Origin of the sequence: Bradyrhizobium sp. AZCC 2289 (genome assembly GCF_036924615.1) — a bacterium.
Classification (GTDB): domain Bacteria; phylum Pseudomonadota; class Alphaproteobacteria; order Rhizobiales; family Xanthobacteraceae; genus Bradyrhizobium.
In genome coordinates, this window is record NZ_JAZHRY010000001.1 from 10,129,790 (window position 1) to 10,155,890 (window position 26,101).

At 62.6% G+C, this 26,101-nt stretch carries 32 protein-coding genes; 3 read left to right on the forward strand and 29 right to left on the reverse strand.

Annotation, left to right across the window (positions count from 1 at the left end):
• Positions 1–14: 14 nt before the first annotated feature.
• From V1289_RS47775 to V1289_RS47795, 5 genes are all read right to left on the reverse strand, one after another.
• On the reverse strand, positions 15–395 hold the full coding sequence (locus tag V1289_RS47775) for a DUF2946 domain-containing protein (protein ID WP_334406703.1): 381 nt from the start codon (positions 393–395) through the stop codon (positions 15–17).
• Between the two features lie 76 nt (positions 396–471).
• Positions 472–1,431: a copper homeostasis membrane protein CopD gene (gene copD, locus V1289_RS47780; RefSeq protein WP_334406705.1), complete on the reverse strand. Its 960-nt coding sequence runs from the start codon at positions 1,429–1,431 to the stop codon at positions 472–474.
• Positions 1,432–1,447: 16 nt separating this feature from the next.
• Complete coding sequence (locus V1289_RS47785) at positions 1,448–1,804, reverse strand: copper resistance CopC family protein (protein WP_334406707.1); 357 nt, start codon at positions 1,802–1,804, stop codon at positions 1,448–1,450.
• Between the two features lie 2 nt (positions 1,805–1,806).
• Complete coding sequence (locus V1289_RS47790) at positions 1,807–2,811, reverse strand: hypothetical protein (RefSeq protein WP_334406709.1); 1,005 nt, start codon at positions 2,809–2,811, stop codon at positions 1,807–1,809.
• Positions 2,812–2,869: 58 nt separating this feature from the next.
• Positions 2,870–3,253: a DUF2946 family protein gene (locus V1289_RS47795; RefSeq protein WP_334406711.1), complete on the reverse strand. Its 384-nt coding sequence runs from the start codon at positions 3,251–3,253 to the stop codon at positions 2,870–2,872.
• Between the two features lie 468 nt (positions 3,254–3,721).
• On the opposite strand from V1289_RS47795, the gene V1289_RS47800 reads away from it, so the two are divergent.
• Complete coding sequence (locus V1289_RS47800) at positions 3,722–4,129, forward strand: globin (RefSeq protein WP_334406713.1); 408 nt, start codon at positions 3,722–3,724, stop codon at positions 4,127–4,129.
• Here the strand turns inward: V1289_RS47800 and V1289_RS47805 are convergent.
• Both V1289_RS47805 and V1289_RS47810 read right to left on the reverse strand, forming a co-directional pair.
• Positions 4,126–4,479, reverse strand: coding sequence for a hypothetical protein (locus tag V1289_RS47805; protein WP_334406715.1), 354 nt, complete (start codon positions 4,477–4,479; stop codon positions 4,126–4,128). The two genes, V1289_RS47800 and V1289_RS47805, sit on opposite strands and share 4 nt — an antisense overlap.
• Before the next feature lie 228 nt (positions 4,480–4,707).
• On the reverse strand, positions 4,708–5,706 hold the full coding sequence (locus tag V1289_RS47810) for a SphA family protein (RefSeq protein WP_334406717.1): 999 nt from the start codon (positions 5,704–5,706) through the stop codon (positions 4,708–4,710).
• Between the two features lie 51 nt (positions 5,707–5,757).
• Here V1289_RS47810 and V1289_RS47815 point away from each other — a divergent pair, with 51 nt between their 5' ends.
• Together V1289_RS47815 and V1289_RS47820 are read left to right on the forward strand one after the other, a co-directional pair.
• Positions 5,758–5,991 carry a hypothetical protein gene (locus tag V1289_RS47815; RefSeq protein WP_334406719.1) on the forward strand — a complete coding sequence of 78 codons (234 nt, stop codon included), beginning with the start codon at positions 5,758–5,760 and terminating at the stop codon, positions 5,989–5,991.
• 213 nt (positions 5,992–6,204) lie between these two features.
• On the forward strand, positions 6,205–6,396 hold the full coding sequence (locus tag V1289_RS47820; RefSeq protein WP_334406721.1) for a hypothetical protein: 192 nt from the start codon (positions 6,205–6,207) through the stop codon (positions 6,394–6,396).
• A 7-nt stretch (positions 6,397–6,403) separates the two neighbouring features.
• On the opposite strand, the gene V1289_RS47825 is transcribed toward V1289_RS47820, so the two are convergent.
• From V1289_RS47825 to V1289_RS47930, 22 genes are all read right to left on the reverse strand, one after another.
• Positions 6,404–6,679, reverse strand: a complete 276-nt coding sequence (locus tag V1289_RS47825) for a DUF1467 family protein (protein ID WP_309177269.1) — start codon at positions 6,677–6,679, stop codon at positions 6,404–6,406.
• A gap of 6 nt (positions 6,680–6,685) precedes the next feature.
• Positions 6,686–7,090, reverse strand: coding sequence for a methylmalonyl-CoA epimerase (mce, locus tag V1289_RS47830; protein ID WP_334406723.1), 405 nt, complete (start codon positions 7,088–7,090; stop codon positions 6,686–6,688).
• A 70-nt stretch (positions 7,091–7,160) separates the two neighbouring features.
• Positions 7,161–8,831, reverse strand: coding sequence for a ribonuclease J (locus V1289_RS47835; protein ID WP_334406725.1), 1,671 nt, complete (start codon positions 8,829–8,831; stop codon positions 7,161–7,163).
• Positions 8,831–9,643, reverse strand: coding sequence for a biotin--[acetyl-CoA-carboxylase] ligase (locus V1289_RS47840; RefSeq protein WP_334406727.1), 813 nt, complete (start codon positions 9,641–9,643; stop codon positions 8,831–8,833). Before V1289_RS47840 ends, V1289_RS47835 begins: the two co-directional genes overlap by 1 nt.
• A complete protein-coding gene (gene nuoN, locus V1289_RS47845) occupies positions 9,644–11,080 on the reverse strand; it encodes an NADH-quinone oxidoreductase subunit NuoN (RefSeq protein ID WP_334406729.1) in 1,437 nt (478 codons plus the stop codon).
• A gap of 9 nt (positions 11,081–11,089) precedes the next feature.
• On the reverse strand, positions 11,090–12,601 hold the full coding sequence (locus V1289_RS47850; protein ID WP_334406731.1) for an NADH-quinone oxidoreductase subunit M: 1,512 nt from the start codon (positions 12,599–12,601) through the stop codon (positions 11,090–11,092).
• Positions 12,601–14,664, reverse strand: a complete 2,064-nt coding sequence (gene nuoL, locus V1289_RS47855; protein WP_334406733.1) for an NADH-quinone oxidoreductase subunit L — start codon at positions 14,662–14,664, stop codon at positions 12,601–12,603. Before nuoL ends, V1289_RS47850 begins: the two co-directional genes overlap by 1 nt.
• An 8-nt stretch (positions 14,665–14,672) precedes the next feature.
• Positions 14,673–14,981, reverse strand: coding sequence for an NADH-quinone oxidoreductase subunit NuoK (nuoK, locus tag V1289_RS47860; RefSeq protein WP_074276494.1), 309 nt, complete (start codon positions 14,979–14,981; stop codon positions 14,673–14,675).
• Positions 14,978–15,616, reverse strand: coding sequence for an NADH-quinone oxidoreductase subunit J (locus V1289_RS47865; protein ID WP_309177276.1), 639 nt, complete (start codon positions 15,614–15,616; stop codon positions 14,978–14,980). Before V1289_RS47865 ends, nuoK begins: the two co-directional genes overlap by 4 nt.
• 9 nt (positions 15,617–15,625) lie before the next feature.
• Positions 15,626–16,120 carry an NADH-quinone oxidoreductase subunit NuoI gene (gene nuoI / locus V1289_RS47870; RefSeq protein ID WP_074276492.1) on the reverse strand — a complete coding sequence of 165 codons (495 nt, stop codon included), beginning with the start codon at positions 16,118–16,120 and terminating at the stop codon, positions 15,626–15,628.
• A 7-nt stretch (positions 16,121–16,127) separates the two neighbouring features.
• Positions 16,128–17,198: an NADH-quinone oxidoreductase subunit NuoH gene (gene nuoH, locus V1289_RS47875; protein WP_334406737.1), complete on the reverse strand. Its 1,071-nt coding sequence runs from the start codon at positions 17,196–17,198 to the stop codon at positions 16,128–16,130.
• 10 nt (positions 17,199–17,208) lie between these two features.
• A complete protein-coding gene (nuoG, locus tag V1289_RS47880) occupies positions 17,209–19,284 on the reverse strand; it encodes an NADH-quinone oxidoreductase subunit NuoG (protein WP_334406739.1) in 2,076 nt (691 codons plus the stop codon).
• Between the two features lie 7 nt (positions 19,285–19,291).
• Positions 19,292–19,780, reverse strand: a complete 489-nt coding sequence (locus tag V1289_RS47885) for a hypothetical protein (RefSeq protein WP_334406742.1) — start codon at positions 19,778–19,780, stop codon at positions 19,292–19,294.
• A gap of 13 nt (positions 19,781–19,793) precedes the next feature.
• Positions 19,794–20,003 (reverse strand): hypothetical protein, encoded by a 210-nt coding sequence (locus tag V1289_RS47890; RefSeq protein WP_334406744.1) that lies wholly within the window; start codon positions 20,001–20,003, stop codon positions 19,794–19,796.
• 4 nt (positions 20,004–20,007) lie between these two features.
• The gene (gene nuoF, locus V1289_RS47895) at positions 20,008–21,333 is read right to left on the reverse strand and encodes an NADH-quinone oxidoreductase subunit NuoF (protein ID WP_334406746.1); all 1,326 of its coding nucleotides are present in this window, start codon (positions 21,331–21,333) and stop codon (positions 20,008–20,010) included.
• Between the two features lie 18 nt (positions 21,334–21,351).
• Entirely contained in the window at positions 21,352–21,564 is a 213-nt protein-coding gene (locus tag V1289_RS47900; RefSeq protein WP_309177282.1) for a hypothetical protein, read from the reverse strand.
• Positions 21,561–22,172 (reverse strand): NADH-quinone oxidoreductase subunit NuoE, encoded by a 612-nt coding sequence (gene nuoE / locus V1289_RS47905; protein ID WP_334406748.1) that lies wholly within the window; start codon positions 22,170–22,172, stop codon positions 21,561–21,563. Before nuoE ends, V1289_RS47900 begins: the two co-directional genes overlap by 4 nt.
• Before the next feature lie 11 nt (positions 22,173–22,183).
• Entirely contained in the window at positions 22,184–23,143 is a 960-nt protein-coding gene (locus tag V1289_RS47910) for an FkbM family methyltransferase (protein WP_334406749.1), read from the reverse strand.
• Entirely contained in the window at positions 23,143–24,333 is a 1,191-nt protein-coding gene (locus V1289_RS47915; RefSeq protein WP_334406751.1) for an NADH-quinone oxidoreductase subunit D, read from the reverse strand. Before V1289_RS47915 ends, V1289_RS47910 begins: the two co-directional genes overlap by 1 nt.
• A gap of 2 nt (positions 24,334–24,335) precedes the next feature.
• Complete coding sequence (locus V1289_RS47920) at positions 24,336–24,947, reverse strand: NADH-quinone oxidoreductase subunit C (RefSeq protein ID WP_334406753.1); 612 nt, start codon at positions 24,945–24,947, stop codon at positions 24,336–24,338.
• Positions 24,948–24,958: 11 nt separating this feature from the next.
• A complete protein-coding gene (locus V1289_RS47925) occupies positions 24,959–25,555 on the reverse strand; it encodes a NuoB/complex I 20 kDa subunit family protein (protein ID WP_334406755.1) in 597 nt (198 codons plus the stop codon).
• Positions 25,546–25,911 (reverse strand): NADH-quinone oxidoreductase subunit A, encoded by a 366-nt coding sequence (locus V1289_RS47930; protein ID WP_291560365.1) that lies wholly within the window; start codon positions 25,909–25,911, stop codon positions 25,546–25,548. Before V1289_RS47930 ends, V1289_RS47925 begins: the two co-directional genes overlap by 10 nt.
• Positions 25,912–26,101 lie beyond the last annotated feature (190 nt).

Below are 26,101 nucleotides of genomic sequence, written 5' to 3' on the forward strand. Positions count from 1 at the left end.
GGGTGTTCGTGAGGTCAGGAAATGGTCGGTGGCGCGCGCGCCTGCGTGTTCGAGCCAACCCGAACGGTCGGCATCGGATTTGCGGCCTCCAGCCATGCAACAAGCTGGTACTGGCGCTGCAGGGTTACAAAAACGAGCACGGGCGGACCGACGGCAACCGTGCCGCCGTGGCCGGCCCCACAAAACGCACAGCAATTTGCATTATCATGCTGGGTCTTGGCGGGAGCTGTCTGAGAAGCATCCTGCGACGAGGCCATTCTGGAACAGATCGACGCCATATAGAGCGGGTCGGAGACTGCATTCGCGACCACGCGAAAGGCTGCGATCGGCGCAATCAATTGCACCAGGATCGAGAGCAGTACGATTGGAATGAATATTTCCAGCCGCCGTCGCATGATTTTCCCCAAGACGTCTCAGGTCTCGTACCACTCGCCCTGGCGCTTGTCGAGCCGCCGGAAACGTAACAGATCGCTACATACCGTGGATCGCCGGATGCAACGTACCCAGTATTCCGACGATGGCAAAAATCACCAACGCCAGTACGAACTCGATTACGCTGTTGCGCGTAAGGCCGCCAAGCGCATCGCGTTGCGTCTTGGTCGATGACGGCAACGCCAGCCGCGGCGTCAACCAAAATCGATTTGCCGCGGCAAACAACAGCATGACGATGAACAGCGCGATCTTCAGCATCAGGAGCTGCCCGTAGCCGGTCGCGATCAGCGCGTGCCAGGAGCCGACCAAAATCCATGTGTTGACGATGCCGGTGACAAGGATCACCGCGACAGCGGCGATGCCCATCGTCGAGAAGCGCGTCGTCGCCTGCCATGCAAATGACGCGCCCGCTGAACTCCGGTCACGCCGGCTCGCCGACAACAGCAGCACCAGCGATACGAGGCCTCCGGTCCAGATCGCCGCGGCAAAAAGATGCAGCGTGTCGGCGGCCAGATGCAGGATTCCCATCTCACCCGGCGTCGATCCGGCATGCCCGGTCCACGCGATGGCCGCAATCAGGCCGAGCGAGATTGCGAGCGCGAGCCCGCGGGCCGGCGGAAACCGGTCAACTCCCAGACAGCCCGCCAATATGACCGCCAGCGCGAAGCGGATTACGAAGACCCGTCCGAATTGCGTCTGGTTCACCACGGTCGACAGGACCTCCGAGGTCATGGCCTCCGGCAGCGCAAGACCACTCATGGAGGCGGCCTCGAGCAGCAGCCAGACCACGCCTGACACCACCGACAGCGCGAGACAGATCGCGGCCAGGCGAAGGGTTCGGGCCTGAACCAGCGTGCCGGCCAGCATTGACGGACCAAAGGCGGCATCCGCCACCACGACGCGGAAAATCAGGATTCCCGTCGTCATCGCCGTGGCGGCAAAATGCAGTGCGCGAATGACAACCAGCGGACCGTCGATATCCGCACCTAACCAGTCCATCGGTTTGCCCGCGGCCTTACTTGCCGACCTGGAAGGTGAAATTACCGTCCGTCGTATGCGTGTCCACGGAAAGAACGTGCCAAGTGACATGATACGTTCCGGCACCGCCTGGGCGTAACGATATCGACATCTGATTGCCGCTGACGCGGGCTTTGCCGGTGTCGACCCGCTCACCGGCGGCGTTGGTCACGGTGATGGTGCTGAACGCAGCCTCCAGTTTTTGGGTAAACCACAGCGTTACCTGATGCGGTGCCGTGGCGACGGTGTTGCCGACGCGCGGCTCGGCGTGATCGAGAAAAGCGTGTGCGGTGGCTTCACCGGTCGCGAGCAAGAGCAGAACCGGGATTATTGCGGCAAGAGAGGAGCGGCGCATGGTCAATTCCTTGGAAAGGGGCTTGCGGGCTGAACCGGCCCGCCGAAGATCGGCTTGCCGATGCCGCGCGGATCGATGTCGTCGAGGTAGAGGTGCAATTGCGCGATCACCCCGACATTGGTGCCGCTTTGCCGGTTGATCGGGATCAGCGCCTCGACGGCGATCTGAAAGGTATTTCCGACCCAGATCACCCCGGGATTGATGGTGCCCGTGGTCATGGTTCCGGAAGTAAGGGTGTTCGACACCGGCGTCTGCAACGTCGCCTCAACCAGCGGGATCAGGTGATTGACGAAATCCGGCAGGCCGAGATCGACCACGGCGGACTTCAGATAAGGCATGCTGTATTGAATCGTGCCACCCCAGTTCAACACGCGCGGGTGAAATTCGGTATCGACGGTCGGATCGCCGGTATCCGGATCGATCCCGAACGTGGTGGTGAAATTTCTGGCCGGGATCGAGTAGCCGACCTGGCCGGTGATCGCGACCGGACGAATCCAGGACAGGGTGTCGGGAAGATCACCAAAACCTTTGCCGAAATAAACCGTGGGCGTGTAGTGATTGAATGACTCAGCGCCAACGCTATCGGCGCCGGCGCCGCCCCATTCGATGTTGACGCCAACCGACATCACGAACTCATGGACGGGATCCCTGAAGACCCGGTATTTGAACGTGGTCTCGAAATTCTGGAATCCGCTTGCCCCCATCCCGGTCGGTCCGCCCGGCGGCTTAAAGCTGGAGAAGGCCGATCCAAACGACACCGCAAACGCCTCGGTGATCCGCTTGGAAAACTCCCCCGAAATATCGCGCTGCCTGAACGAGGGATCATCGCCGGTGTGGAAATTGGCGACGGTGGGGATGGAAAGCTCGTCGTTGACCCCGGGATCGTCGATCCCGAGCGTTGCCGGAAAGAAACGATTGCCGACGATTTCGTGGGCGGCGCCTTGAGTGAGTGGAACGAGCGCGATGGCAAGCCCTGGCAGGCCCGCGCGCCAAAGACGGATAGACATGGAATTCTCCGCAAATGTTGAGTCGTGAACGCATTCGAGCGGCCAAAGGCCGCCAAGATCACGTCAACTGCGGTGGGGCGCGGGCTTGCTCGTGAGACCCCGCGCGCGAACCAAAAAGGTCAGGTGTGAATGCGACCCAATCCACGCGGCCGGGCTCGCGATCCACGGCGATCGCGGTCGCGGTCTGCGGCGCATCGACTGGCGCGCCGGTGTGGAGTACGCTGCAAACCGAACAGCATCCGTCGTGGGCGCGGTGCCCGCCGGTTTGATCTGACGACTGGCCCGGTATCGACGGCGCATTGCCATGGCAGATCACGGCAGCGGCCAACGGGTCCGAGGCCGCGATGCTGGCACCCCAAGTCGCGCCGATCGGTGCAAAAATCTGCACGATCAGAGCCATCAGGACTATGGGAAGAAATTTCTTCAGCCGCCGGCGCATCATAAAACCCATCCGCTGCCCAACTAATCACCAAGAGAGTCCGGAGTCGAGGTTGCGTTCCCGGCTTATGCTGCGGGTCGCCATGAAATTCCGCCACGCGGACGGTGTTGGGCCGGCACGCCTGCTGCCTTCGCGGGACCTGCCCTATCCCCTTGTCCCGAACATGGATTTTGACGGCCGACCTGCAACCACCAGTGGCGAGTTCCCAATCATTTCGAAATTTGCTCGAATTTTGAACATTCGTTGCTGAAAATGGTGACAAGACGAAAAAGATGGTCTACCAGTGCTGCCTCAGGCCAGCCGCAAGGCTCAGGTCTGGTGGTCCAAGTCTCGGGAGGAGCCCGGCGCGCACAAGCAGCGTCACCCCATCAATCAAGATCAAATCCGAATTTTGGGGAAAACAGGGTCGACACAATTTTTGAGCAGGGCTTCCCGCCCTGCTCTTTTTTTTCGAGATCGTCCCGAGCGATGATGATGCCGCCAGAAAATCCGATTCCGCGCAGTTTTGAACTCGCCGCGGCGCGCTGCGAGGATCTGACGCCTTTGGTCTATCGCCGGCTGTTCGAAAAGCACCCCGAGGCCGCGGGCATGTTTCGCAGCGAAGGCAGCGCGCTCGTCAAGGGTTCGATGCTGGCGCTGACGATCGAGGCGATGCTGGATTTCGCAAGCGAACGCACCGGCCATTTTCGCCTGATCGAATGCGAGGTGTCGTCGCACGACGCCTATGGCACGCCGCGCGAACTGTTCATCGCGTTCTTCAGCGTGATCGCCGATACGCTGCGCGAGGTTGTCGGCGCCGAGTGGTCACCGGAGTTTGATGTGGCGTGGCGAAAGCTGCTCGACGAGATCGAAGGTATCGTCAAGCGGAGCGAAGCCTAAAAGGATTCCCGCTCGAGGAAGTTCGATCCGATATCGGCCTTCTTCTTGACTGGATCGTAGTCGCAATAGACGCTGTCGGCGACCAGCGTGTAGCTTGCAATGATGGTGTCCTTGTTGAGCTTGACCGAGTTCAAGCCGATCACCGCGGTCTGCTTGCCGCCATTCCATTTGAACGGCGTCGAACTCGGCGCCTTTTCGCAGGCCGCCACCGCGTCGGCAAACACCACCTCCTCGACGAAGGCCTTTACCGTTCGCAGCTGCGTCAGGGTCCTCCAGTTCGCGTAGAACGCCCCCGCGAGGCCGATGATGACCAGGACCAACAGCCCGACTATGGTTCTCTGAAACGTCATTTACCTCTCCAAGCCTCGCGACATCCGGCGCGCAAAATCGCAATCGGCGTCCAGGAGCCTATTTGTCCTTTTCAACCCGACCCAAGGCAAGCCGAATAATCCGATTGACATGCAAAAGCCGCCTCCGGCCGGGGCGGCTTTTTTAACCGGAGCGAACGCTCCGATTGCAGTGCAACCGGTGGATGTTCCGCGCTGTAGCGATCCTGCTGGCCGGTCCGCCGCCGCAGGCTACTTGTGATACAGCGGCGACTTCGGTGCTGCGACGGGCGCGTCGGGGGCCCAGAGGCGGTACGAGAGTTGCGCGAAGGCAGAGAAGCCTTTGGTGATGAGCGGTCCGGGGGGAAGCTGCGGTGAACCACCCGACGCGTTTGCGGAAACTTCATCCAGCGCCCACACGGTCAGCTGCGCCGGTCCAAAGTTGTAACCGAGCGACGCCCCGACCGCCCAGATATTGTACCGGTTGACGTTGATGGCTCCGCCGTAAAATGCGCTGGACTTGTCGTCGCTGACCTGGCCCGCATAGTAAGCCACCGGCCCAAACGTCCATTTGTCGATGGTCTTGGTCGCGGTAAATTCGGCGTGGAGGATGTCACCGCTGCGATACTGGGTGACCGTGCTCTTGGTGTTGATTTCGTCATAGACGTTGGCGGTGAGATTCCAGCCGTCCTTCAGATACGAGACGACGAACTCGGGCATGAAGGTCCACCACGCATTGCCGAGATTGCCAAGCCCGTTCACGCCGGTGACGGTGCCGTCAGGCACGTACATTCCGAGACCCGTCTTGACGTGAAAGCCGCTGTCGCCGAGTTTCCAGCTCAACTCCACCGGCGCGATGAAGGTGTTGATCATGCCTGACGCCTCGGCATTCACCGGATTGCCGGCGGCGAACATGCCGACCGGGATCGCCCAGGCCGCGTTGTAAGTTGCGCCGAGAAAGGTCCAGCCGGGAACCCAGACAAAGGCGGTCGCTTCAACCGCCGACGGAACGCCGGTTGTCGTGCCGCGAGGGTTCAGGACGTTATTGCCGGGCCCCGCAAGGTTCGCCTGATAGGTGAAGACCTGATCGATCATATACAATCCGGGCGGCGGCACGGCGGCGGTCGCTCCGCCGAGCGTAATGCCGGGCTTTTGCGCCCAGCCCGCCGCGCCGGCCTCATAGGCCTGCGCCGGAGTCCAGGCGGTTGCCGCGATGCCAGCGGTCGCAAGCAGTGTCCTGTTGAACCTCATTTGTTTCCCCTTCGATTTGCTATCGTTGTTTTTCGACTTCGACGCGCGGTTGTGAAATTCGATTCGATCAACGCCCATGCGCGTTCGGTCCCTAACAAGCGGAGGGACGAAATCCTGTTACTGGCGGGCCACAAGGAAGGTCCGACGTCGCGCGATGCGCGCGAAAATTCTTGCGCAACGGCGACGCGCAAACACAGCACGGATGAAAACAGCCAGCTGGAAGCTCTCTCACGCTCCCGCAAAATGAAATCTTCAAAAAATTTGTTCGTATCGGGAATTGTTTGACTGGGACTGGAGTCTCGCTATCAGCGGTCGACATCCACGGCTCCGCGATCTCTAGGGATCGGCGGACGATTTGTGCTGCGCGTCAGTGCCGTTCTCTGTTCGCAGCCTGGTGCCGGCGCCATCACACCATCGGAGCCGGGAATAACACCGCGCCGATCAGAGTCTTGCTGTCAAAGGACTTCGCAAGTCCAGACAGAGGGAATGCTCCGAACGATGAGCAAGGAACAACAATGCTCGCACGGCCGACTTGATTGGGACAACCTCGCAGCGGACGCCCTGGAGCTTGCCCGCCTGATGCCGCCGGGTCCGGAACGCAACGACGCGCTCAAACTGGCAAGCCAGCTTCGTTGCACGGCCGACACGCGCGGACTGGTTTTTGCAAAGCGCGGCCGGCCGAGAAAGTAGATGCGGCCTAAAACGGCATCCCCATCAGCTTCGAGAGCCGCTCGATATTCAGATAGCCCTGATAATACGCCCACATCGCGATGGCATAAATCACCGCCGAGATGATCGTGGTCCAGATCAGCTTTGAGCCCATGCGGGTCAGGACCGGCGCGCCGGGATCGGTGCCGGGAGCGCCCTCGCCGTCCTCGTGCTGGCTGCGCACGCCGAACGGCAGCGTCAGGAACAGCACGATCCACCACATCACGAAGTAGATCGCAAACGCGGTGGAGATTGCATAAGCCATTTTGCGTCAGGCCTGTTCGATTTCGACGAGCGCGCCGGAAAAATCCTTCGGATGGAAGAACAACACCGGCTTGCCGTGGGCGCCGATCTTGGGCACGCCGTCGCCGAGCACGCGCGCGCCCTCCCTGATCAGGGTGTCGCGCGCGGCGATGATGTCGGGCACGTCGTAGCAGATGTGGTGGATGCCGCCGTCGGCATTGCGCTCGACGAATTTGGCGATCGGAGAAGCGTCGCCGAGCGGCTGGATGAATTCGATCTTGGTGTTGGGCAGGGTTACGAAAACCGTGATCACGCCGTGTTCCGGCAACGGCACCGCTCCCGAGATTTCAGCACCGAACGCGCCGCCATAGATTTTTGCGGCCTTTTCCGCATCCTTGACCGCGATCGCGACATGATTGAGCCGGCCGAGCATGAGACTATCTCCCTTATATCTTGCGCGTGTTCTTGCCGCAAAACCGGCGGCCACTTTTGCGGAACACGCGCTAAACCGTCAGAACATGAACGACGCACAGCGGCTTCTTGCCCCAGTGCTCGTTGATGGTGGCGCGGACCGCACGGCGCACCGATTCCGCCATCGCATCGGGATCGCGCCGCCGCGCCCGCGGCAGGCCCTCGACCGTCGAGACCACGGCGTCGAACACGATCTCGTCGATGACCTCGCCGGCGGCATTCTTCTCGGGGATGCCGACGAGATCAACCTCGGGATCGTCAACCAGTTCGCCCTTTTCGGTGATGGCGATGGCGACAAAGGCACAGCCGGCAAAGGCCAGTTTGCGCCGCTCCACCACCGCCCGCGACTTGGAGTCCTCCAGGATGGAGCCGTCCTTGTAGAGCCGCCCCGAAGGCAGTTCGTCGATGATGCCGGGATCGCCGGGTCCGAGCTTGACCAGGTCGCCGTTGCGGCAAATCAGGACTTTTGGCACACCGGCCGCGCGCGCCAGCTTGGCGTGCTCCGACAGATGCAGCGCCTCGCCATGCACGGGAATCAGAAGCTGCGGCCGCACCCACGAAATCATGTCGCGCAGCTCGTCGCGGCGCGGATGGCCGGAGACGTGGACGAGATCGGTGCGGTCGGTGATGACCTCGATACCCTGGCTGACCAGACCATTGATGATGGCGCCGACCGCCTTCTCGTTGCCGGGGATGGTGCGCGAGGAAAAGATCACGCTGTCGCCCCTGTTCAGGGTCACCTGCGGATGGTCGTCATTGGCGATCCGGGCCAGCGCCGCGCGCGGCTCGCCCTGGCTTCCGGTACAGAGCGCCAGCACCTTGTCGGGCGGAAAATGGCCGTAAAGGTCGGCCCCGCGAAAATTCTGCACGCCATCGAGATGGCCGGTCTCGCGGGCAACCTGCACCACGCGCTCCATGGCGCGGCCGACCACGACCACTTCACGATCGGCGGCTCTCGCGGCATCCGCCACCGCCTTCAGGCGAGCGACGTTGGAAGCAAAAGTGGTGACGGCGACCCGGCCCTTGGCGGCCTTCACCAGCTTCGTGATGGTGGCGGCGACCTCGGTCTCCGAGGGCGAGCGCCCTTCCCGCACCGCATTGGTGGAATCGCCGATCAGCGCCAGCACGCCGGTATCACCGAGCTCGCGCAGGCGCCGCTCGTCGGTCGGCAAGCCGATGATCGGCGTCGGATCGATCTTCCAGTCGCCGGTGTGCAGCACGGTGCCGGCGGAGGTGTGGATTGCCAGCGCATGCGATTCCGGAATCGAATGCGCGACCGGGATGAATTCGACATTGAACGGGCCGAGGTCGATGCGGCCGCCCGACGGCACCACGGTGACGGGAATCTTGGGCGCGTTGCGCTCGGCGGCGCATTTGGCCTCGAACAAAGCGGCGCTGAACTTGGTCGCGTAGATCTTGCATTGCAGCTTCGGCCAGAGATCTATAATGGCGCCGAAATGGTCTTCGTGGGCGTGCGTCAGCACCAGGCCGACCAGATTCTTGCGCTCCTTTTCCAGGAAGCGGATGTCGGGCATGATCAAGTCGATGCCCGGCAGATGTTCCTCGTCGCCGAAGGAGACCCCAAGATCGACCGCGAGCCAGGCGCGCTGATGCCGGTTGCCGAGGCCATAGATCGACAGGTTCATGCCGATCTCGCCGACGCCGCCGAGCGGCGCAAAGGTCAATTCATCCGGCCGCGCCATCAGGCTGCTCCCACGGAGGCTGCTGAGCCAAAATATACCTCGCCTGCGGCGATCGGCATGCGCTTGCCTTCCTGTGTCCGGACGATCAGGCATCCGGTTTCATCGATGGTGTCGAAGGTCCCTTCGACGGTCTGGCCGCCGGTCTGGATCGCGACCCGCTCGCCAAGCCCGGCGGCGCGCGCCAGCCACAGGGTGCGGATTTCCGCAAAGCCGCGGCCATTGTCCCAGATACCGCGGAATTCGACCCAGGCGTCCGACAGCGCCGAGAACAGCTCCTCGGCGCTGATATGGACGCCGAGCGCGGCCAGCGAGGTCGCCGGCGTGGGCGTGCCCTCGGGGGCGGCGATGACATTGGTGCCGATCCCGACCACGACCGCCAAACGATCGCCCGCGACGGCTTCGGCCTCGAGCAGGATGCCGGACAGCTTTTGCCGCCCGGCCAGCACATCGTTCGGCCATTTCAGCGAGAATTTAAGCTGGTCCGATCCGCCCATCCGCAGCGCGGCCTCGATGCTGACCTTCTGCAGCGCGGTCTCCAGCGCCAGCCCCGCGGCAAAGCCGAGGGTCGCCGCGACCGCCGGCGATACGTCCAACACCTCGAGAATGCTGCTGGCGAGATTGCCGCGCGGCGCGATCCAGGCCCGCTGCCGCCGTCCGCGTCCCGCGGTCTGCTCGGAAGTGACGAACCACATCGGGCCCCGCTCGCCTTCGCGCGCGCGCGACATCGCTTCCGCGTTGGTCGAACCGATCTGGTCGAAGGCGGCAAGATGATAACCCGCCGATTGGGCTCGAGAACCGAGCGAAAAGGCCATCTAAAAAAGCGATTTGGCTGCGGCCGTCGCCACGCTGACAAGCGGCGCCGGATAGACGAAGAAGAAGATGTTGAAGAGACCCGCAACCGCCAGCACCGTGCGCAGCTCGATGCGCATCGGATCGAGTGCCGGCAGCGGCTCCTCGAAATACATCACCTTGATGATGCTGAGGTAGTAGTAGGCGCCAACCACGGAGGTCAGGACGCCGATGACGGCGAGCGTGAACAGGCCCGCCTTGATCGCGGCGACGAAGACGTACCATTTGGCAAAGAAGCCGGCGAGCGGCGGCACACCCGCGAGCGAAAACAGCAGCATCGCAAAGAAGAAGGCGAGCAGCGGATTGGTGCGCGAGAGGCCTGCGAAATCGCTGATCTGCTCGACCGCCTGGCCGTTGCGCTTCATGGTCAGGATCACGGCGAAGGTGCCGAGCGTCATCGCGACATAGATCGCGATATAGACCAGCACACCCTGCGCGCCCTCGACGGTCCCGGAGGCGAGCCCGACCAGCGCAAAACCCATATGGCCGATCGAGGAATAGGCCATCAGGCGCTTGATGTTCGTCTGCCCGATCGCCGCGAACGATCCCAGCGCCATCGAGGCGATGGCCACGAACACGATGATCTGCTGCCACTGCGGAACGATGCCGGGGAATGCCGTCAGCGTGACGCGGGTGAACACCGCAAGGGCCGCGACCTTTGGCGCGGAAGCAAAGAACGCGGTGACCGGCGTCGGCGCGCCCTCATAGACGTCGGGCGTCCACATGTGGAACGGCACCGCGGAAACCTTGAAGCAAAGCCCCGCCAGCAGGAACACGATGCCGAACACGATGCCGACGTCGCCGGTCTTCGCCACGGCCGCAATCCCGGCAAAACTGACGGTGCCGGTAAAGCCGTAGATCAGCGAAGCGCCGTACAGCAGCATGCCCGACGACAGCGCGCCGAGGACGAAATATTTCAGGCCCGCCTCGGTAGACTTGGCATTGTCGCGGTTGCTGGCGGCGACCACGTAGAGCGCAAGGCTCATCAGCTCCAGGCCGAGATAGAGCATGATCAGGTCGCCGGCCGAAATCAGCACCATCATGCCGAGCGTGGAGAGCACGACCAGGATCGAATATTCGAAGATGCGCCGCGACGGATCGGACAGGAATTCCGCCGACAGGATCAGCGTCGCCGCCGAGCCGATCAACGCCAGGACCTTCAGGAAGCGGGCGAAATCGTCGACGATGAAACTGCCGCCGAAGGTCGTGAGCTTGCCGGCCGGCAACAGCAATTCCAATGCGCCGGTCGCGACCAAAAGGCATACCGCCAGCGTGGTGACGAGCCTTGTCGTCCCGTGCCCGCGATAGGCACCGATCATCAACAGCACCATGGCGCCGACCGCGAGCACCAGCTCCGGCAGCACCGGCTGCAACTGATAACCTGCACTCGAAAAGCTCATGGCGACGCCTTATTGCACGACCAGCGCGGCTGCCTTCACGGCAGTCACGGCGGTGTTGTAATTGTTTACCAGTTGCTGAACCGAGGCCGCCGACATGTCGAGCACCGGCTTCGGATAGACGCCGAACAGGATGGTGAGCGCCACCAGCGGGAGCAGCGTCAGGCTTTCGCGGAATGTCAGATCCTTGATGCTCGCCAGCGACGGTTTGGTCAGCGCGCCGAACACCACCTTGCGGTAGAGCCAGAGAGCATAGGCCGCCGACAGGATCACGCCTGTTGTGGCGAAGGTGGCGGTCGGGATCGAGACCTTGAAGGTGCCGATCAGCGTCATGAATTCGCCGACGAAGCCGGATGTGCCCGGCAATCCGACATTGGCCATGGTGAAGACCATGAACACCAGCGCGTAGAGCGGCATCCGGTTGACCAGCCCGCCATAGGCGGTGATCTCGCGGGTATGCATGCGGTCGTAGACGATGCCGACGCAAAGGAACAGCGCGCCCGACACGATGCCGTGCGACACCATCTGGAACACGCCGCCGGCCACGCCCTGCGTGGTGCCGGCGAAGATGCCCATGGTGACGAATCCCATATGGGCGACCGACGAATAGGCGATCAGCTTCTTGATGTCTTCCTGCATCAAGGCCACCAGCGAGGTGTAGATGATAGCAATCACCGACAGCGAGAAGATCAGCGGCGCGAAGTCGTGCGAGGCCAGCGGGAACATCGGCAGCGAGAAGCGCAGGAAGCCGTAGCCGCCCATCTTCAGCAGGATCGCGGCCAGGATCACCGAGCCCGCGGTCGGCGCTTCCACATGCGCGTCCGGCAGCCAGGTGTGCACCGGCCACATCGGCATCTTCACCGCAAAGGAGGCAAAGAACGCCAGCCATGCCCAGGTCTGCAGCGAACGCGGCACGGCGGTGTGCATCAGCGTCGGAATGTCTGTCGTGCCGGCGTTCCAGTACAGCGCCATGATCGCCAGCAGCATCAGCACCGAGCCGAGCAGCGTGTAGAGGAAGAACTTGAAGGACGCATAGACCCGGCGCGGGCCGCCCCACACCCCGATGATCAGGAACATCGGAATCAGGCCGCCCTCGAAGAACAGGTAGAACAGCATCAGGTCGAGCGCGGAGAAAGTGCCGACCATCAGCGTTTCCAGCAGCAGGAACGCCATCATATATTCGCGCACGCGCATCGTGACCGATTTCCAGCTCGCGATGATGCAGAACGGCATCAAGGCGGTGGTCAGGATCACGAACGGCAGCGAAATGCCGTCGACGCCCATGTGGTAGGTGATGCCGCTCGCGAGCCACGACGCCTTCTCGACGAACTGGAAGTCCGGCTGTGCGGGATCGAAGCGCCAGACCAGAATCAGCGACACCGCAAACGTGACCAGCGTGGTCCACAGCGCGATCCAGCGCGAGTTGCGCTGCGCTGCCTCATCGTCGCCGCGGCTGAGATAGATCACCAGCGCGCCGAGGACCGGCAGGAAGGTGACGACGGAGAGAATGGGCCAGGTTGTCATCACTGGCCTCCCAAGCCGAACATGAACCAGGTGATTAATCCGGCGACCCCGATCAGCATCGCAAAGGCGTAGTGATAGAGATAGCCGGTCTGGATCTTCACGACGTTGCGGGTGATGTCGAGCACCCGCGCCGATACGCCGTCGGGACCGAAGCCGTCGATGATGTAGCCATCGCCCTTCTTCCACAGGAAGCGGCCGATCCGCTTGGCCGGACCCACGAAGATGAAGTCATACAGCTCGTCGAAATACCATTTGTTGAGCAGGAACTGGTAGAGCATCGGGTGCTGTCGAGCGAGCTCGACCGGCAAATACGGCCGGCTGATATAGAAGATGTAGGAGATCACCGCACCCAGCGCCATCATAACGGTTGGCAGCGGCACGAGCCAGCGCGGCATATTCTCCATGTCTTCCAGAATGTGCGGGTTCATCTTCACGGACTCCCGGAAGAATTCCTCGACGCCATGGCCGGCGAACAATTCCTTGAACGGGAGGCCAGCCAGGATCGATCCCGCCGCCAGGACGCCGATCGGGATCAGCATCCACAGCGGGCTCTCATGCGCCGCCTCGTAGTGCTCGGGATCGTGCGGCTCGCCGAAGAAGGTCTTGAAGATCAAACGCCACGAATAGAACGAGGTAAGGCCCGCCGCCCCGACCGTCAGCAGATAGGCATAGGTCGCGAACGGATTATGCGCCGCATAGGCGGATTCGATGATCGCATCCTTGGAGAAGTAGCCCGCAAACAACGGAAAGCCGGTCAGCGCCAGTGTGCCGATGCACATCACCGCGAAGGTGTAGGGAATCTTGCGCCACAGCCCACCCATATTGCGGATGTCCTGTTCGTGATGCATCGCGTAGATCACCGAGCCGGAGCCCAGGAACAACAACGCCTTGAAGAAGGCGTGCGTGAAGAGGTGGAACATGCCGACCGAATAGGCCCCTGCCCCCATCGCCACGAACATGTAACCGAGCTGCGAACAGGTCGAGTAGGCGACGATGCGCTTGATATCGTTCTGCACGAGGCCCACGGTCGCGGCAAAGAACGCGGTGGTGGCGCCGAAGAACATCACCACGGCCTGCGCATTGGGTGCGAGTTCAAACAGCGGCGACAACCGCGCCACCATGAACACGCCGGCGGTCACCATGGTCGCGGCGTGGATCAGCGCCGAGACCGGGGTTGGGCCTTCCATCGCGTCCGGCAACCAGGTGTGCAGCAGGAACTGGGCCGATTTGCCCATCGCGCCCATGAACAGCAACAGGCAGGTCAGCGTCAGCGCGTCGGCGTGCCAGCCGAAGAAATCGATGGTCTTGCCGGACAGCCCCGGCGCGCCCGCAAAAATCGTCTCGAAGTCAATCGAGCCGATCAGCATGAAGATCGAAAAGATGCCGAGCAGAAATCCGAAATCGCCGACCCGGTTGACCACGAAAGCCTTGATCGCCGCCGCGTTCGCCGAGGGCTTCTGATACCAGAAGCCGATCAGCAGGTAGCTCATGAGGCCGACGCCCTCCCAGCCGAAAAACAGCTGCACCAGATTATCGGCAGTCACCAGCATCAGCATCGCGAAGGTGAACAGCGACAGATAACTGAAGAAGCGCGGCCGGTACGGATCCTCGTCCATGTAGCCGATCGAATAGAGGTGCACGAGCGACGAAATGGTATTGACCACCACCAGCATCACGGCGGTCAGCGTATCCACCCGCAGCGACCAGGCGACCTGCAAATCGCCCGAACTGATCCACGGGAACAGCGCGATCCGGGCATCATGGTGCATGAAGCCGACATCGACCAGCGTGACCCAGGACAGACCGGCGGCCACCAGCAGCAGGCCCGTGGTGATCAGTTCGGCCGCGCGCGAGCCCGCCGCCGCCGGCTCGGAGACGTGGTGGTCGCCGTGGCCGTGATCGTCATCGCCATGGGCCGCCGACGCATGGCTGTCTGCCCCATGCGCGTCGTCGTGATGCTCGACCATATCCCCGCCCGGGTTGCGCGCATGCGCCCCGAAGATCGAAATCAGCCCCGCGAGAATGGCGCCGAGCAGCGGCAGGAAAACAATTGCCTGAACCATAGCGCTGCCTAGCCCTTCATCAGATTGACGTCTTCAACCGCGATCGAACCGCGGTTGCGGTAATACACCACCAGAACCGCCAGACCGATCGCCGCTTCCGCCGCGGCCACCGTCAGCACCAGCAGCGCGAAGACCTGACCGACGATGTCGCCGAGGAAGGTCGAGAACGCCACCAGATTGATGTTCACGGCCAGCAGGATCAGTTCGATCGACATCAGGATGACGATGATGTTCTTGCGGTTGAGGAAGATGCCGAGGATGCCGAGCGTAAACAGGATCGCGCCGACCGACAGATAGTGTCCGAGACCGATCGTCATTGCACCCACTCCGCCGCGTCCGCGTCCTGCAGGCCCTGGCCGGAGGCCACCTTGCGCACGCTCATCGCCAGTTCCGGCGTCCGCGCGTTCTGCACGTTGATGTCCTGCCGCTTGACGTTCGCCTTGTGGCGCAGCGTCAGCACGATGGCGCCGATCATCGCCACCAGCAGCACCATGCCGGCGATCTGGAAGTAATGGATGTACTTCGTATACAGCACGAGGCCGAGCGCCTCGGTGTTGCTGACATTGGTCGGGATCGCGGCCGTGATCGATTTGGCGGTGCCGGGATTGATGACCCAGCTGCCGCCGACCAGCAGCAGTTCGGCAAGGAAGATCGCGGCGATCACGAGACCAATCGGCAGATATTCCAGAAAGCCCGAGCGCAGTTCGGTGAAATCGACATCCAGCATCATGATCACGAACAGGAACAGCGTCGCGACCGCGCCGACATAGACGATCACCAGGATCATCGCCAGGAACTCGGCGCCCATCAGGATGAACAGGCCGGAGGCGTTGACGAAGGCCAGGATCAAAAACAGCACGGAGTGCACGGGATTGCGCGACACAATCACCATCACGGCCGACGCCACACAGACGCCGGCAAACAGATAGAAGAACAGCGCGGGAAAGATCATGTCGTCCCCTTACCGGTACGGCGCGTCGAGTTCGATGGATTTCGCAAGCTCGCGCTCCCAGCGGTCGCCGTTGGCGAGCAGTTTCGCCTTGTCATAGTAGAGTTCCTCGCGGGTCTCGGTCGCGAATTCGAAATTCGGTCCCTCGACGATAGCGTCGACCGGGCAGGCTTCCTGGCACAGGCCGCAATAGATGCATTTCACCATGTCGATGTCGTAGCGAACGGTGCGGCGGGTGCCGTCGTTGCGGCGCGGACCGGCCTCGATGGTAATCGCCTGCGCCGGGCAGATCGCCTCGCACAGCTTGCAGGCGATGCAGCGTTCTTCGCCGTTCGGATAGCGGCGCAGCGCATGCTCGCCGCGGAAGCGCGGCGAGATCGGCCCCTTCTCGAAGGGATAATTCAGCGTCGGCTTTGGCTTGAAGAAATAGCGCATGGCGAGGATGAACGCCGACACGAATTCGGACAGCAGAAGCGAGCGGGCGGTTGCGTTGATATTGACACTCATGGCGACCTCACTTCGGCGCGATGCCGGCGAATTGCAGCACGCCGGCCACAATCACCACCATCGCCAGCGACATCGGCAGGAACACCTTCCAGCCGAGCCGCATCAGTTGATCGTAGCGATAGCGCGGCACGATCGCCTTCGCCATCGCAAACAAGAAGAACATGAAGAACACCTTGAGCACGAACCAGATGATTCCGGGCACCCAGGTGAACGGGGGCAGCGCGACCGGCGGCAGCCAGCCGCCGAGGAACATGATCGTCGCCAGCGCGCACATCGTGGTGATCGCGACATATTCGCCGAGCATGAACAGCAAATAGGGCGTCGAGCCGTATTCGGTCATGAAGCCCGCAACCAGTTCGGATTCGGCTTCCACGAGGTCGAACGGCGGCCGGTTGGTTTCCGCCAGCGCCGAGACGTAGAACACCACGAACATCGGGAACAGCGGCCACACATACCAGTTCAGGATGGTCAGCTGAGGCAGGCCGATCAGGCTGCCGAACCCATGCGTATTCTGCGCCTCGACCACGCTCGACAGATTGAGCGAGCCCGCGCACAAGAGCACCGTGATGATCACAAAACCGATCGAGACTTCGTAGGACACCATCTGCGCCGCGGAGCGAAGCGCTGCCAGGAACGGATATTTCGAGTTCGACGACCAGCCGGCCATGATGATGCCGTAGATCGACAGCGACGAGATCGCAAAGATATAGAGCACGCCGACATTGATGTCTGCGATTACCCAGCCGAGACTCATCGGGATCACGGCCCAGGCCGCCAGCGCCAGCACACACGAGACCAGAGGCGCCAGCAGGAACACGCCCTTGTTGGAGCCGGAGGGAATGACCGGTTCCTTCAGCACGAACTTCAAGAGGTCGGCGAAGGATTGCAGCAGGCCCCAGGGACCGACGACGTTGGGGCCGCGACGGATTTGTACCGCCGCCCAGATCTTGCGGTCGGCGAGCAGGATGTAGGCGATCGCGATCAGGAGCAGCACGAGCAGCAGCAGGCTCTGCGCGACCATGATGATCAGCGGCCAGAGAAAGCCGGTCCAGAACGAGCTTGCGAAGAATTCAGCCATCAGGTCACGCTCACTCCGCTGCCGTCAGCATTTGCCCGGACGCCAGCCGGGAACATTCCGCCATCACCGCCGATGCGCGCGCGATCGGGTTGGTCAGGTAAAAATCCTCGATCCGTGTCTTGAACGGCGTCTTGTCGAGGCTGCCGCCCTTGGCCGCCAGCGCCCTGATATCTTCGGGCTTGCCGGCCTCGATCTGGTCGATCCGCATCAGGTGCGGCGCAGTCCTGGAGATCGCCTGGCGCACCGCCTGCAGCGAGTCGTATGGCAGCTTCTTGCCGAGCACGTCCGACAGTGCGCGGACGATCGCCCAGTCCTCGCGGGCCTCGCCGGGCGGGAACGCGGCGCGGCTGGCGATCTGCGCCCTGCCCTCGGTGTTGACGTAGATGCCGGACTTTTCGGTATAGGCCGCGCCCGGCAGGATCACATCGGCGCGATGCGCGCCGTGATCGCCATGGGTGCCGATATAAACGACGAAGGTACCATCGGGTGCCCTGATGTCGTCGGCGCCGAGCAGGAACAGCACATCGAGCATACCGAACGTGGTCATCTGCGCCGAGTTCAGGCCGCCCGCCCCGGCGGCAAAGCCGATATCGAGCGCGCCCGCGCGTGAAGCCGTATCCTGCAGCACCGCAAAGCCGTTCCAGCCGTCTTTGAGTGCGCCAAAATCGACGGCGAGTTTTGCCGCGAGCGCCAGCACCGCCGCACCGTCGTGCCGCCCGTAGGCGCCGGCGCCGACCAGCACGATCGGATGCTTTGCGTTCTTGAGCACGTCCGCGAAGGCATTCTTGCCGGCCGCGAGCTCGCCGAGCGAATCCGTGCCCGCGCCGAGATAGGTGTAATCATAGGTGAGGTCGGCCTTGGCGCCGATCACGCCGATCTTGAGCTGACCCGTGCGCCAGCGCTTGCGGATCCGCGCGTTGAGAACGGCGGCTTCCTTGCGCGGGTTCGAGCCCACGATCAGGAGCGCGTCGGCCTGATCGATGCCGGCGATGGTCGGATTGAAGATGTAGGACGCGCGACCGGCTTTGGCGTCGAAGGCGTCGGCGCCCTGCACCGCGAGGTTGGACGAGCCGTATTTCGCCAGCAGATCCTTCAGCGCGAACATCTCCTCCACCGCGGCGAGATCGCCGGCGATGGCCCCCAACCGCTTGCCGTCGGTGCGCGCAGCCTTGGCCGCGATCGCGGCAAAGGCTTCGGACCACGACGCGGCGCGGAGCTGGCCGTTCTCGCGGATATAGGGGCGGTCGAGCCGCTGCGTGCGCAGGCCGTCAACGACGTGGCGGGTCTTGTCGGAAATCCACTCCTCGTTCACGGCTTCGTTGATACGCGGCAGGATGCGCATCACCTCGCGGCCGCGGGTATCGACCCGGATCGCCGAGCCGACGCCGTCCATGACGTCGATCGATTGGGTCTTGCCGAGTTCCCAGGGCCGCGCCGCGAACGCGTAGGGCTTCGAGGTCAGCGCGCCGACCGGACAGATATCGACCAGATTGCCCTGCAGTTCCGAGGTCAGCGCCGATTCCAGGTAGGTCGTTATCTCCATATCCTCGCCGCGGCCGGTCGCGCCCATTTCCGGCGCGCCGCAGACTTCGGCAGAGAAGCGGACGCAGCGCGTGCACTGGATGCAGCGGTTCATCGAGGTCTTGACCAGCGCGCCCAGATATTTGTCTTCGACCGCGCGCTTGTTCTCGGCAAAGCGGCTGGTGTCGACGCCGTAGCCCATCGCCTGGTCCTGCAGGTCGCACTCGCCGCCCTGGTCGCAGATCGGGCAATCCAGCGGATGGTTGATCAGCAAAAATTCCATCACGCCTTCGCGCGCCTTCTTCACCATCGGCGAACGCGTCGAGATTTCCGGCGGCTCGCCCTTGGGACCGGGACGGCAGTCGCGCACGGCCCAGGCGCAGCTTGCGACCGGCTTCGGGCCGCCCTTCACTTCAACCAGGCACATCCGGCAATTGCCGGCGATCGACAGCCGCTCGTGGTAGCAGAAGCGCGGGATTTCGGCGCCGGCAGCCTCGCAGGCCTGCAGCAGCGTGTATTCCGCGGGGACATCGATCTCTTTGCCATCGACGATGAGTTTGGTCATTGCTGTCTCAAGTCTTTCCCAGCTTGCAATCTGGTGGAGTAACGCTGGCGGTCTTCATCGACGTCCTCACCCATTGCTGGATTTCGGCGCCGTAGGTCGCGAGATAAGCGGGCTGCGCCTGGTTCTTCTCGCAGAGGAACGGCAGATGCGGCTTCAGGTCGTAATCGCACGAGGCCTGCCATTCGCGCTTGTCGGCGAAAGCTGCAATAGTCTCCTCGCAGGCATACAGAAAATACGAAACGAAGCTCTCGTATTGAACCCGCTCGTCGCGGCCGCCGGCCTTGATCGTATCGAAGTCCGGAGCCGAGAATTTCGGATTCTTGAAGGCGAGATCGGTATAGCCCAGAAACGCGGCCCTCGCGCTGGCGGCGCGGTTGTTGGAGCGGATCTCGTTGATCTGGAACAGGATCGCAACAAAGCCGAGCAGCGCCACGGTCGCCTGCGCCATCTGCGCCAGCGTCCCGTATCTCTGCCACCAGAAGCTCGGTTGCGACATCGGTTTCATCATCTCAGTGCGGCAAGTCTGACAATTCGAGACGCTTTTCGATCCGTTCCATGCGGTGCTCCAGACGATCCAGCCCCCGGTTGACACCGGCCAAGCCTTCTTCGACGCCAGTGACACGGACCTTCAAGTCCTGTAGGTCCTCTGCCATCCGCTCGGTGCGCTGATCGATCTTGCGCAACATTGCCAGCGCGATGCTGTCCGGTTGATCTGTCATCGCCCTACTCCGCCGCGACCATGTTGACGGGATCGCGGACGCCGACATCGTCGATATCGGCCTTGTGCGAATATTGGTCGATGCGCGCCTCGATCTCATGACGGAAATGCGCGATCAGGCCCTGGATCGGCCACGCCGCGGCGTCGCCGAGCGCGCAAATGGTGTGGCCCTCGACCTGCTTTGTGACCTCCAGCAGCATGTCGATCTCGCGCTTGTGGGCGCGGCCATCGGCCATCCGGGTCAACACCCGCCACATCCAGCCCGTGCCCTCGCGGCAGGGCGTGCACTGGCCGCAGCTCTCATGCTTGTAGAAATAGGAAATCCGCGCGATCGCCCGGATCAAATCGGTCGATTTGTCCATCACGATCACGGCGGCGGTGCCGAGGCCGGAACGCAGCTTGCCGAGGCTGTCGAAATCCATCGGGGTATCGATGATTTGCTCGGCCGGCACCATGCGCACCGACGAGCCGCCGGGGATCACGGCCTTGAGATTGTCCCAGCCGCCGCGGATGCCGCCGCAATGGCGCTCGATCAATTCGCGGAACGGAATCCCCATCGCCTCTTCGACATTGCAGGGGCGCTCGACATGGCCGGAAATGCAAAACAGCTTGGTGCCGACATTGTTGGGCCGGCCGATGGCCGCGAACCATGCCGCGCCACGGCGCAGGATGTCCGGGGCCACTGCGATCGACTCGACGTTGTTGACGGTGGTCGGGCAGCCATAGAGGCCGACATTGGCCGGGAACGGCGGCTTCAGCCGCGGCTGGCCCTTCTTGCCTTCGAGGCTTTCCAGGAGCGCGGTTTCTTCGCCGCAGATATAGGCGCCGGCGCCATGCGCGACGTAGAGGTCGAACGGCCAGCCGTTGATATTGTCCTTGCCGATCAGTTTTGCCTCATAGGCCTGATCGACCGCGGCCTGCAGGTGCTCGCGCTCGCGGATGAATTCGCCGCGGACATAGATGTAGCAGGCATGCGCGCCCATCGCGAAGCTCGCGAGCAGGCAGCCCTCGACCAGCAAATGCGGATCGTGCCGCATGATCTCGCGGTCCTTGCAGGTGCCGGGCTCGGACTCGTCGGCATTGACGACGAGGTAGCTCGGGCGGCCGTCGGTGGATTCCTTCGGCATGAACGACCATTTCAGCCCGGTCGGAAAACCCGCCCCGCCGCGGCCGCGAAGGCCTGAGGCTTTCATCTCGTTGATGATCCAGTCGCGGCCCTTGTCGATGATCGCCTTGGTGCCGTCCCAGGCGCCGCGGCGGCGCGCGCCCTCCAGCCCCCAGTCGTGGAAGCCGTAGAGATTCCTAAAGATGCGGTCCTTGTCGTCGAGCATGACCAAAACTTCCCGGGATCAGCGATTGGACTGCGAGTAAGCGAGACCGGCGGCGCATCCGCCCAGGGTCAGCGCCCACAACAGACTGGATTCAAGCGATGCATGCAGCACGTAGCGCTGCAGCAAAAAGATGAACGCCGCGGCGGCCACGGTGTGGAGTGCGATGTAGCGCCAGTTCTTCATCGCGCTGGCCCTCCCCGGCCCGTCCGCCTGCACTGTGACACGCCTCATGTGGTTTCCTTCAGCGTGGTCGGCCCGCCCACCGGCGCCGAGAACTGACGGTCGACCTGCGGCCCCGGCTTCGGCGGATTGCCGGACGCAAAACCATCCAGCACCTTGCCAAAGCTTTCCTTGGTCAGATCCTCGTAGGTATCCTTCCAGATCAGCACCATCGGCGCGTTCACGCAGGCGCCGAGGCACTCGACCTCTTCCCAGCTGAAATTGCCGTCCTTCGAAAGTTCGAAAGGCTCGTGATTGATGCGATGCCGACACACCTCGATCAGGTCGCCGGCGCCGCGCAGCCGGCAGGGCGTGGTGCCGCAGACCTGCACATGGGCCTTCTTGCCGACCGGCTGCAGCTGGAACATCGTGTAAAAGGTCGCGATCTCGAGCACGCGGATATAGGGCATATGGAGCAGGTCGGCGACGGCGCGGATCGCCGCTTCCGAAACCCAGCCCTCATGCTGCTCCTGGACCCGCCACAGGATCGCGATCACCGCCGAGGCCTGGCGTCCGGCCGGGTATTTTTCGATCTGCGCTTTCGCCCACGCCAAATTCTCGTCCGAAAACGTGAAACTGGCGGGCTGCAATTCCTTCGGGGCAAGGCGGCGGACGGACATCGTTCAGTCTCTCATTGCGCACGGCGCGCGGCGTTCGCATTCAGCGCATTGATCCGGTTGAGCCAGAATGCGCTTGCGGTGCCGAACACGTTGTAGCCGACGTGGGATGAAACCTTGATGCGATCGAGGATCGAGAGGTCGCTTACGGCTTCAAGGCGATTGCTGCGCGGATCGTACACGATCAGCTTCAGCGGGGTCTGTTCGAGGATATAGCGCGATACGGTATGCTGCGGGTCATTGCCGTGCTCTTCGCACAGGATGACGCTGTCGCCCTGCAGCAGGCGCGCACCGCCCTTCATGGCCTCGATCTCGACGCCTTCGACGTCGAGCTTGATCAGGAATTTTCCGCCGACCGCTATCTTGCCGTCGTCCAGCAGATTATCGAGCGCGATGACCGGCACTTCCTCGCCGCCCGCGGCGTCGCCAGCGATCGATAGAGCCTCATGCTTGGTGCCGGACAGCCGCGCGGTGCCACGCGCTACGCCGATCGCGCACTTCATGACTTCGAAGCGATTGCCGTTGATTTTGGCGTTGTTCGCGAGCTTGGCGAAATTCTGTGACGACGGCTCGATCGCGATCGCCTTGTGCGAACCATAGGGCGCGCTCGACACCAATACCGACCAGTAGCCGTAATTGGCGCCGCAATCGAGCAGCGTGTAGTCGACATCGGCGGAATCCTGGAACAGCAATTCCAGTTCGTTTTCATAGCAGAAGGTGCGGTTGAGCAGCTTGCTCCAGTAACCGTCGCCATAGGGAAACGCGAAACTCGCGTCCGAATTGAGCTTGATGTCGATATCGCGCTCGGGCAGCGTCCTGCGCAACAGATTGGCGCAAATGTTGTAGCCGCGATGCGAAAAATGCGACGCGATCTTCGACCCGGTCGACAGCGCCAGCGCAGCCGTCCGCTCCCACAGGTTGGCTCCTTCGAGAGCCCCTGAAGCGCGATCGAACTGGATGGGCGCCTGCGCCATCACCGGTCGACCTCTCCGAACACGATGTCGAGCGAGCCGAGAATGGCGGAGACGTCGGCCAGGAGATGGCCGCGGCAGATGTGATCCATCGCCTGCAAATGCGCAAAGCCCGGCGCCCGGATCTTGCACTTGTAGGGCTTGTTGGAGCCGTCGGCGACCAGATAGACGCCGAACTCGCCCTTCGGCGCCTCGACCGCGGCGTAGACCTCGCCGGCCGGCACGTGGACGCCTTCGGTATAGAGCTTGAAGTGATGGATCAGCGCTTCCATCGAGCGCTTCATCTCGCCACGGCGCGGCGGCGCGATCTTGTTGTCCTCGACGACGACCGGGCCCTGGCCATCCGGCGCGCGCAGCTTGGCGATGCACTGCTTCATGATGCGCACCGACTGGCGCATCTCTTCCATGCGGATGCAGTAGCGGTCGTAGCAATCGCCGTTCTTGCCGACCGGAATGTCGAAATCCATCTCGGCGTAGCATTCGTAAGGCTGCGCCTTGCGCAGATCCCAGGCAGCACCCGAGCCGCGCACCATCACGCCGGAGAAGCCCCACTCCCAGGCCTGCTTGAGCGAGACCACGCCGATGTCGACGTTGCGCTGCTTGAAGATGCGGTTGCCGGTGAGCAGGGTTTCGAGATCGGCGACGACCTGCAGGAACGGGTCGCACCAGGCCTCGATATCGTCGATCAGCTTTGGCGGCAGGTCCTGGTGCACGCCGCCGATGCGGAAATAGGCCGCATGCATGCGTGAGCCCGAAGCGCGCTCGTAAAACACCATCAGCTTTTCGCGCTCTTCAAAGCCCCACAAAGGCGGGGTCAGCGCGCCGACGTCCATCGCCTGCGTGGTGACGTTGAGCAGGTGCGACAGGATGCGGCCGATCTCGCAGTAGAGAACGCGGATCAATTGGCCACGGCGCGGCACGGTAATGCCGAGCAGCTTTTCGGCCGCGAGACAGAACGCGTGCTCCTGGTTCATCGGCGCGACGTAGTCGAGCCGGTCGAAATACGGGATCGCCTGCAGATAGGTTTTCTGCTCGATCAGCTTTTCGGTGCCGCGATGCAAGAGCCCGATATGCGGATCGACCCGCGCCACGACCTCACCATCGAGTTCGAGCACGAGACGCAAAACGCCGTGCGCCGCTGGATGCTGCGGTCCGAAATTGATGGTGAAATTACGGAGGTTCTGTTCGTTCATGGTCAGGCCTTCGGTCCCGCCTTCTCATCGCCGGGCAGCGGATAGTCCGCGCCTTCCCACGGAGAGAGAAAATCGAATTTGCGGAATTCCTGGTTGAGGCGGACCGGCTCGTACAGCACCCGCTTCTCCTGGTCGTCGTAGCGGACCTCGACGAAGCCGGTGAGCGGAAAGTCCTTGCGCAGCGGATGGCCGTCAAAGCCGTAATCGGTCAGCAGCCGCCGCATGTCCGGATGGCCGGTGAAGATCACGCCATAGAGGTCGTAGCATTCGCGCTCGAACCAGTCGGCGCCGGGAAACACGTCGATGATCGACGGCACCTGCGTGGTCTCGTCGGCTTCGGCACGCAGCCGGATACGTTCGTTCAGCGTCGGCGACAGAAAGTGGTAGATCACGTCGAAGCGTTTTTCGCGCCCGGGATAATCCACCGCGGTGACGTCGATGATGCTGACGAAACGGCAGCCGGGATCGTCGCGCAGGAACTTGACGACCTCGACGATCATGGTCGCATCCACGGTGACCGTGAGCTGATTGAACGCGACCGAGTGCGCACTCGCAGCGCCCGGAAGCGCGCTAACGATCGTCTGCCCCAAGGCGTCGAGCTTGCCGTCGTCCATTACCTAAAACCTTAGCGTTCGATGGTGCCGGTGCGCCGGATCTTCTTCTGCAACAGCAAAACGCCGTAGAGCAGCGCTTCCGCCGTCGGCGGGCAGCCGGGCACGTAGATGTCGATCGGCACGATGCGGTCGCAGCCGCGCACCACCGAGTAGGAATAGTGATAGTAGCCGCCGCCATTGGCGCACGACCCCATCGAGATCACGTAGCGCGGCTCCGGCATCTGGTCGTAGACCTTGCGCAAGGCCGGCGCCATCTTGTTGGTCAGCGTGCCCGCGACGATCATCACGTCGGACTGCCGCGGCGAAGCGCGCGGCGCGAAACCGAAGCGCTCGACGTCATAGCGCGGCATCGACACCTGCATCATCTCGACCGCGCAGCAGGCCAGACCGAAGGTCATCCACATCAGCGAGCCGGTGCGCGCCCAGGTGATCAGATCGTCGGTCGCGGCGACGAAGAAGCCCTTGTCGGAGAGTTCGTGATTGACCTCGCGGAAGTACGGATCGGTAGCGCCGACCGGCTTGCCGGTGGAGGGATCCAAAATGCCGGTCGCTGCCGGTGCGATCACCGGAGACGTTCCCTGCGCGGTGGCTGCGGGGCTCAATCCCATTCGAGCGCGCCTTTCTTCCATTCATAGGCAAAGCCGACGGTGAGGACGGCGAGGAAAACGATCATCGACCAGAAGCCGGTGGCGCCGAGCTTTCCGAACGCGACCGCCCACGGGAACAGGAACGCCACTTCGAGGTCGAAGATGATGAAGAGGATCGCCACCAGATAGAAGCGGACGTCGAACTTCATGCGGGCATCGTCAAAAGCGTTGAATCCGCATTCATAGGCGGAGAGCTTTTCCGGATCCGGCTGCTGGAACGCGACGAGGAACGGGGCAATCAGGAGCGCCAGACCGATCAGGCTTGCGACGCCGATAAACACCACAAGCGGAAGGTAATTCTGCAGGATGCCGGTCATCGGCGGGGCCTTTTCCTGCGGTTTCGGAGCGCCGCAGATTCGTTGATTGGAATTATTCTTGAGGCTTAGCGCAGCGCAACAGAGGGCGCAAGACAAGCTATTTTGACGGTCTGCCCGCCTTTCCCGCACCGGGATAACCCGAAAAAGCGGCGCGTTCCGGCCTCCACAAACCAACGCATTGCCGGCCATT

Bases quoted from the DNA above. Each gene is read 5' to 3' on its own strand.
- V1289_RS47775 (WP_334406703.1), bottom strand. From the start codon at position 395: ATGCGACGGCGGCTGGAAATATTCATTCCAATCGTACTGCTCTCGATC.
- copD (WP_334406705.1), bottom strand. From the start codon at position 1,431: ATGGACTGGTTAGGTGCGGATATCGACGGTCCGCTGGTTGTCATTCGC.
- V1289_RS47785 (WP_334406707.1), bottom strand. From the start codon at position 1,804: ATGCGCCGCTCCTCTCTTGCCGCAATAATCCCGGTTCTGCTCTTGCTC.
- V1289_RS47790 (WP_334406709.1), bottom strand. From the start codon at position 2,811: ATGTCTATCCGTCTTTGGCGCGCGGGCCTGCCAGGGCTTGCCATCGCG.
- V1289_RS47795 (WP_334406711.1), bottom strand. From the start codon at position 3,253: ATGATGCGCCGGCGGCTGAAGAAATTTCTTCCCATAGTCCTGATGGCT.
- V1289_RS47800 (WP_334406713.1), top strand. From the start codon at position 3,722: ATGATGCCGCCAGAAAATCCGATTCCGCGCAGTTTTGAACTCGCCGCG.
- V1289_RS47805 (WP_334406715.1), bottom strand. From the start codon at position 4,479: ATGACGTTTCAGAGAACCATAGTCGGGCTGTTGGTCCTGGTCATCATC.
- V1289_RS47810 (WP_334406717.1), bottom strand. From the start codon at position 5,706: ATGAGGTTCAACAGGACACTGCTTGCGACCGCTGGCATCGCGGCAACC.
- V1289_RS47820 (WP_334406721.1), top strand. From the start codon at position 6,205: ATGAGCAAGGAACAACAATGCTCGCACGGCCGACTTGATTGGGACAAC.
- V1289_RS47825 (WP_309177269.1), bottom strand. From the start codon at position 6,679: ATGGCTTATGCAATCTCCACCGCGTTTGCGATCTACTTCGTGATGTGG.
- mce (WP_334406723.1), bottom strand. From the start codon at position 7,090: ATGCTCGGCCGGCTCAATCATGTCGCGATCGCGGTCAAGGATGCGGAA.
- V1289_RS47835 (WP_334406725.1), bottom strand. From the start codon at position 8,831: ATGGCGCGGCCGGATGAATTGACCTTTGCGCCGCTCGGCGGCGTCGGC.
- V1289_RS47840 (WP_334406727.1), bottom strand. From the start codon at position 9,643: ATGGCCTTTTCGCTCGGTTCTCGAGCCCAATCGGCGGGTTATCATCTT.
- nuoN (WP_334406729.1), bottom strand. From the start codon at position 11,080: ATGAGCTTTTCGAGTGCAGGTTATCAGTTGCAGCCGGTGCTGCCGGAG.
- V1289_RS47850 (WP_334406731.1), bottom strand. From the start codon at position 12,601: ATGACAACCTGGCCCATTCTCTCCGTCGTCACCTTCCTGCCGGTCCTC.
- nuoL (WP_334406733.1), bottom strand. From the start codon at position 14,664: ATGGTTCAGGCAATTGTTTTCCTGCCGCTGCTCGGCGCCATTCTCGCG.
- nuoK (WP_074276494.1), bottom strand. From the start codon at position 14,981: ATGACGATCGGTCTCGGACACTATCTGTCGGTCGGCGCGATCCTGTTT.
- V1289_RS47865 (WP_309177276.1), bottom strand. From the start codon at position 15,616: ATGATCTTTCCCGCGCTGTTCTTCTATCTGTTTGCCGGCGTCTGTGTG.
- nuoI (WP_074276492.1), bottom strand. From the start codon at position 16,120: ATGAGTGTCAATATCAACGCAACCGCCCGCTCGCTTCTGCTGTCCGAA.
- nuoH (WP_334406737.1), bottom strand. From the start codon at position 17,198: ATGGCTGAATTCTTCGCAAGCTCGTTCTGGACCGGCTTTCTCTGGCCG.
- nuoG (WP_334406739.1), bottom strand. From the start codon at position 19,284: ATGACCAAACTCATCGTCGATGGCAAAGAGATCGATGTCCCCGCGGAA.
- V1289_RS47885 (WP_334406742.1), bottom strand. From the start codon at position 19,780: ATGTCGCAACCGAGCTTCTGGTGGCAGAGATACGGGACGCTGGCGCAG.
- V1289_RS47890 (WP_334406744.1), bottom strand. From the start codon at position 20,003: ATGACAGATCAACCGGACAGCATCGCGCTGGCAATGTTGCGCAAGATC.
- nuoF (WP_334406746.1), bottom strand. From the start codon at position 21,333: ATGCTCGACGACAAGGACCGCATCTTTAGGAATCTCTACGGCTTCCAC.
- V1289_RS47900 (WP_309177282.1), bottom strand. From the start codon at position 21,564: ATGAGGCGTGTCACAGTGCAGGCGGACGGGCCGGGGAGGGCCAGCGCG.
- nuoE (WP_334406748.1), bottom strand. From the start codon at position 22,172: ATGTCCGTCCGCCGCCTTGCCCCGAAGGAATTGCAGCCCGCCAGTTTC.
- V1289_RS47910 (WP_334406749.1), bottom strand. From the start codon at position 23,143: ATGGCGCAGGCGCCCATCCAGTTCGATCGCGCTTCAGGGGCTCTCGAA.
- V1289_RS47915 (WP_334406751.1), bottom strand. From the start codon at position 24,333: ATGAACGAACAGAACCTCCGTAATTTCACCATCAATTTCGGACCGCAG.
- V1289_RS47920 (WP_334406753.1), bottom strand. From the start codon at position 24,947: ATGGACGACGGCAAGCTCGACGCCTTGGGGCAGACGATCGTTAGCGCG.
- V1289_RS47925 (WP_334406755.1), bottom strand. From the start codon at position 25,555: ATGGGATTGAGCCCCGCAGCCACCGCGCAGGGAACGTCTCCGGTGATC.
- V1289_RS47930 (WP_291560365.1), bottom strand. From the start codon at position 25,911: ATGACCGGCATCCTGCAGAATTACCTTCCGCTTGTGGTGTTTATCGGC.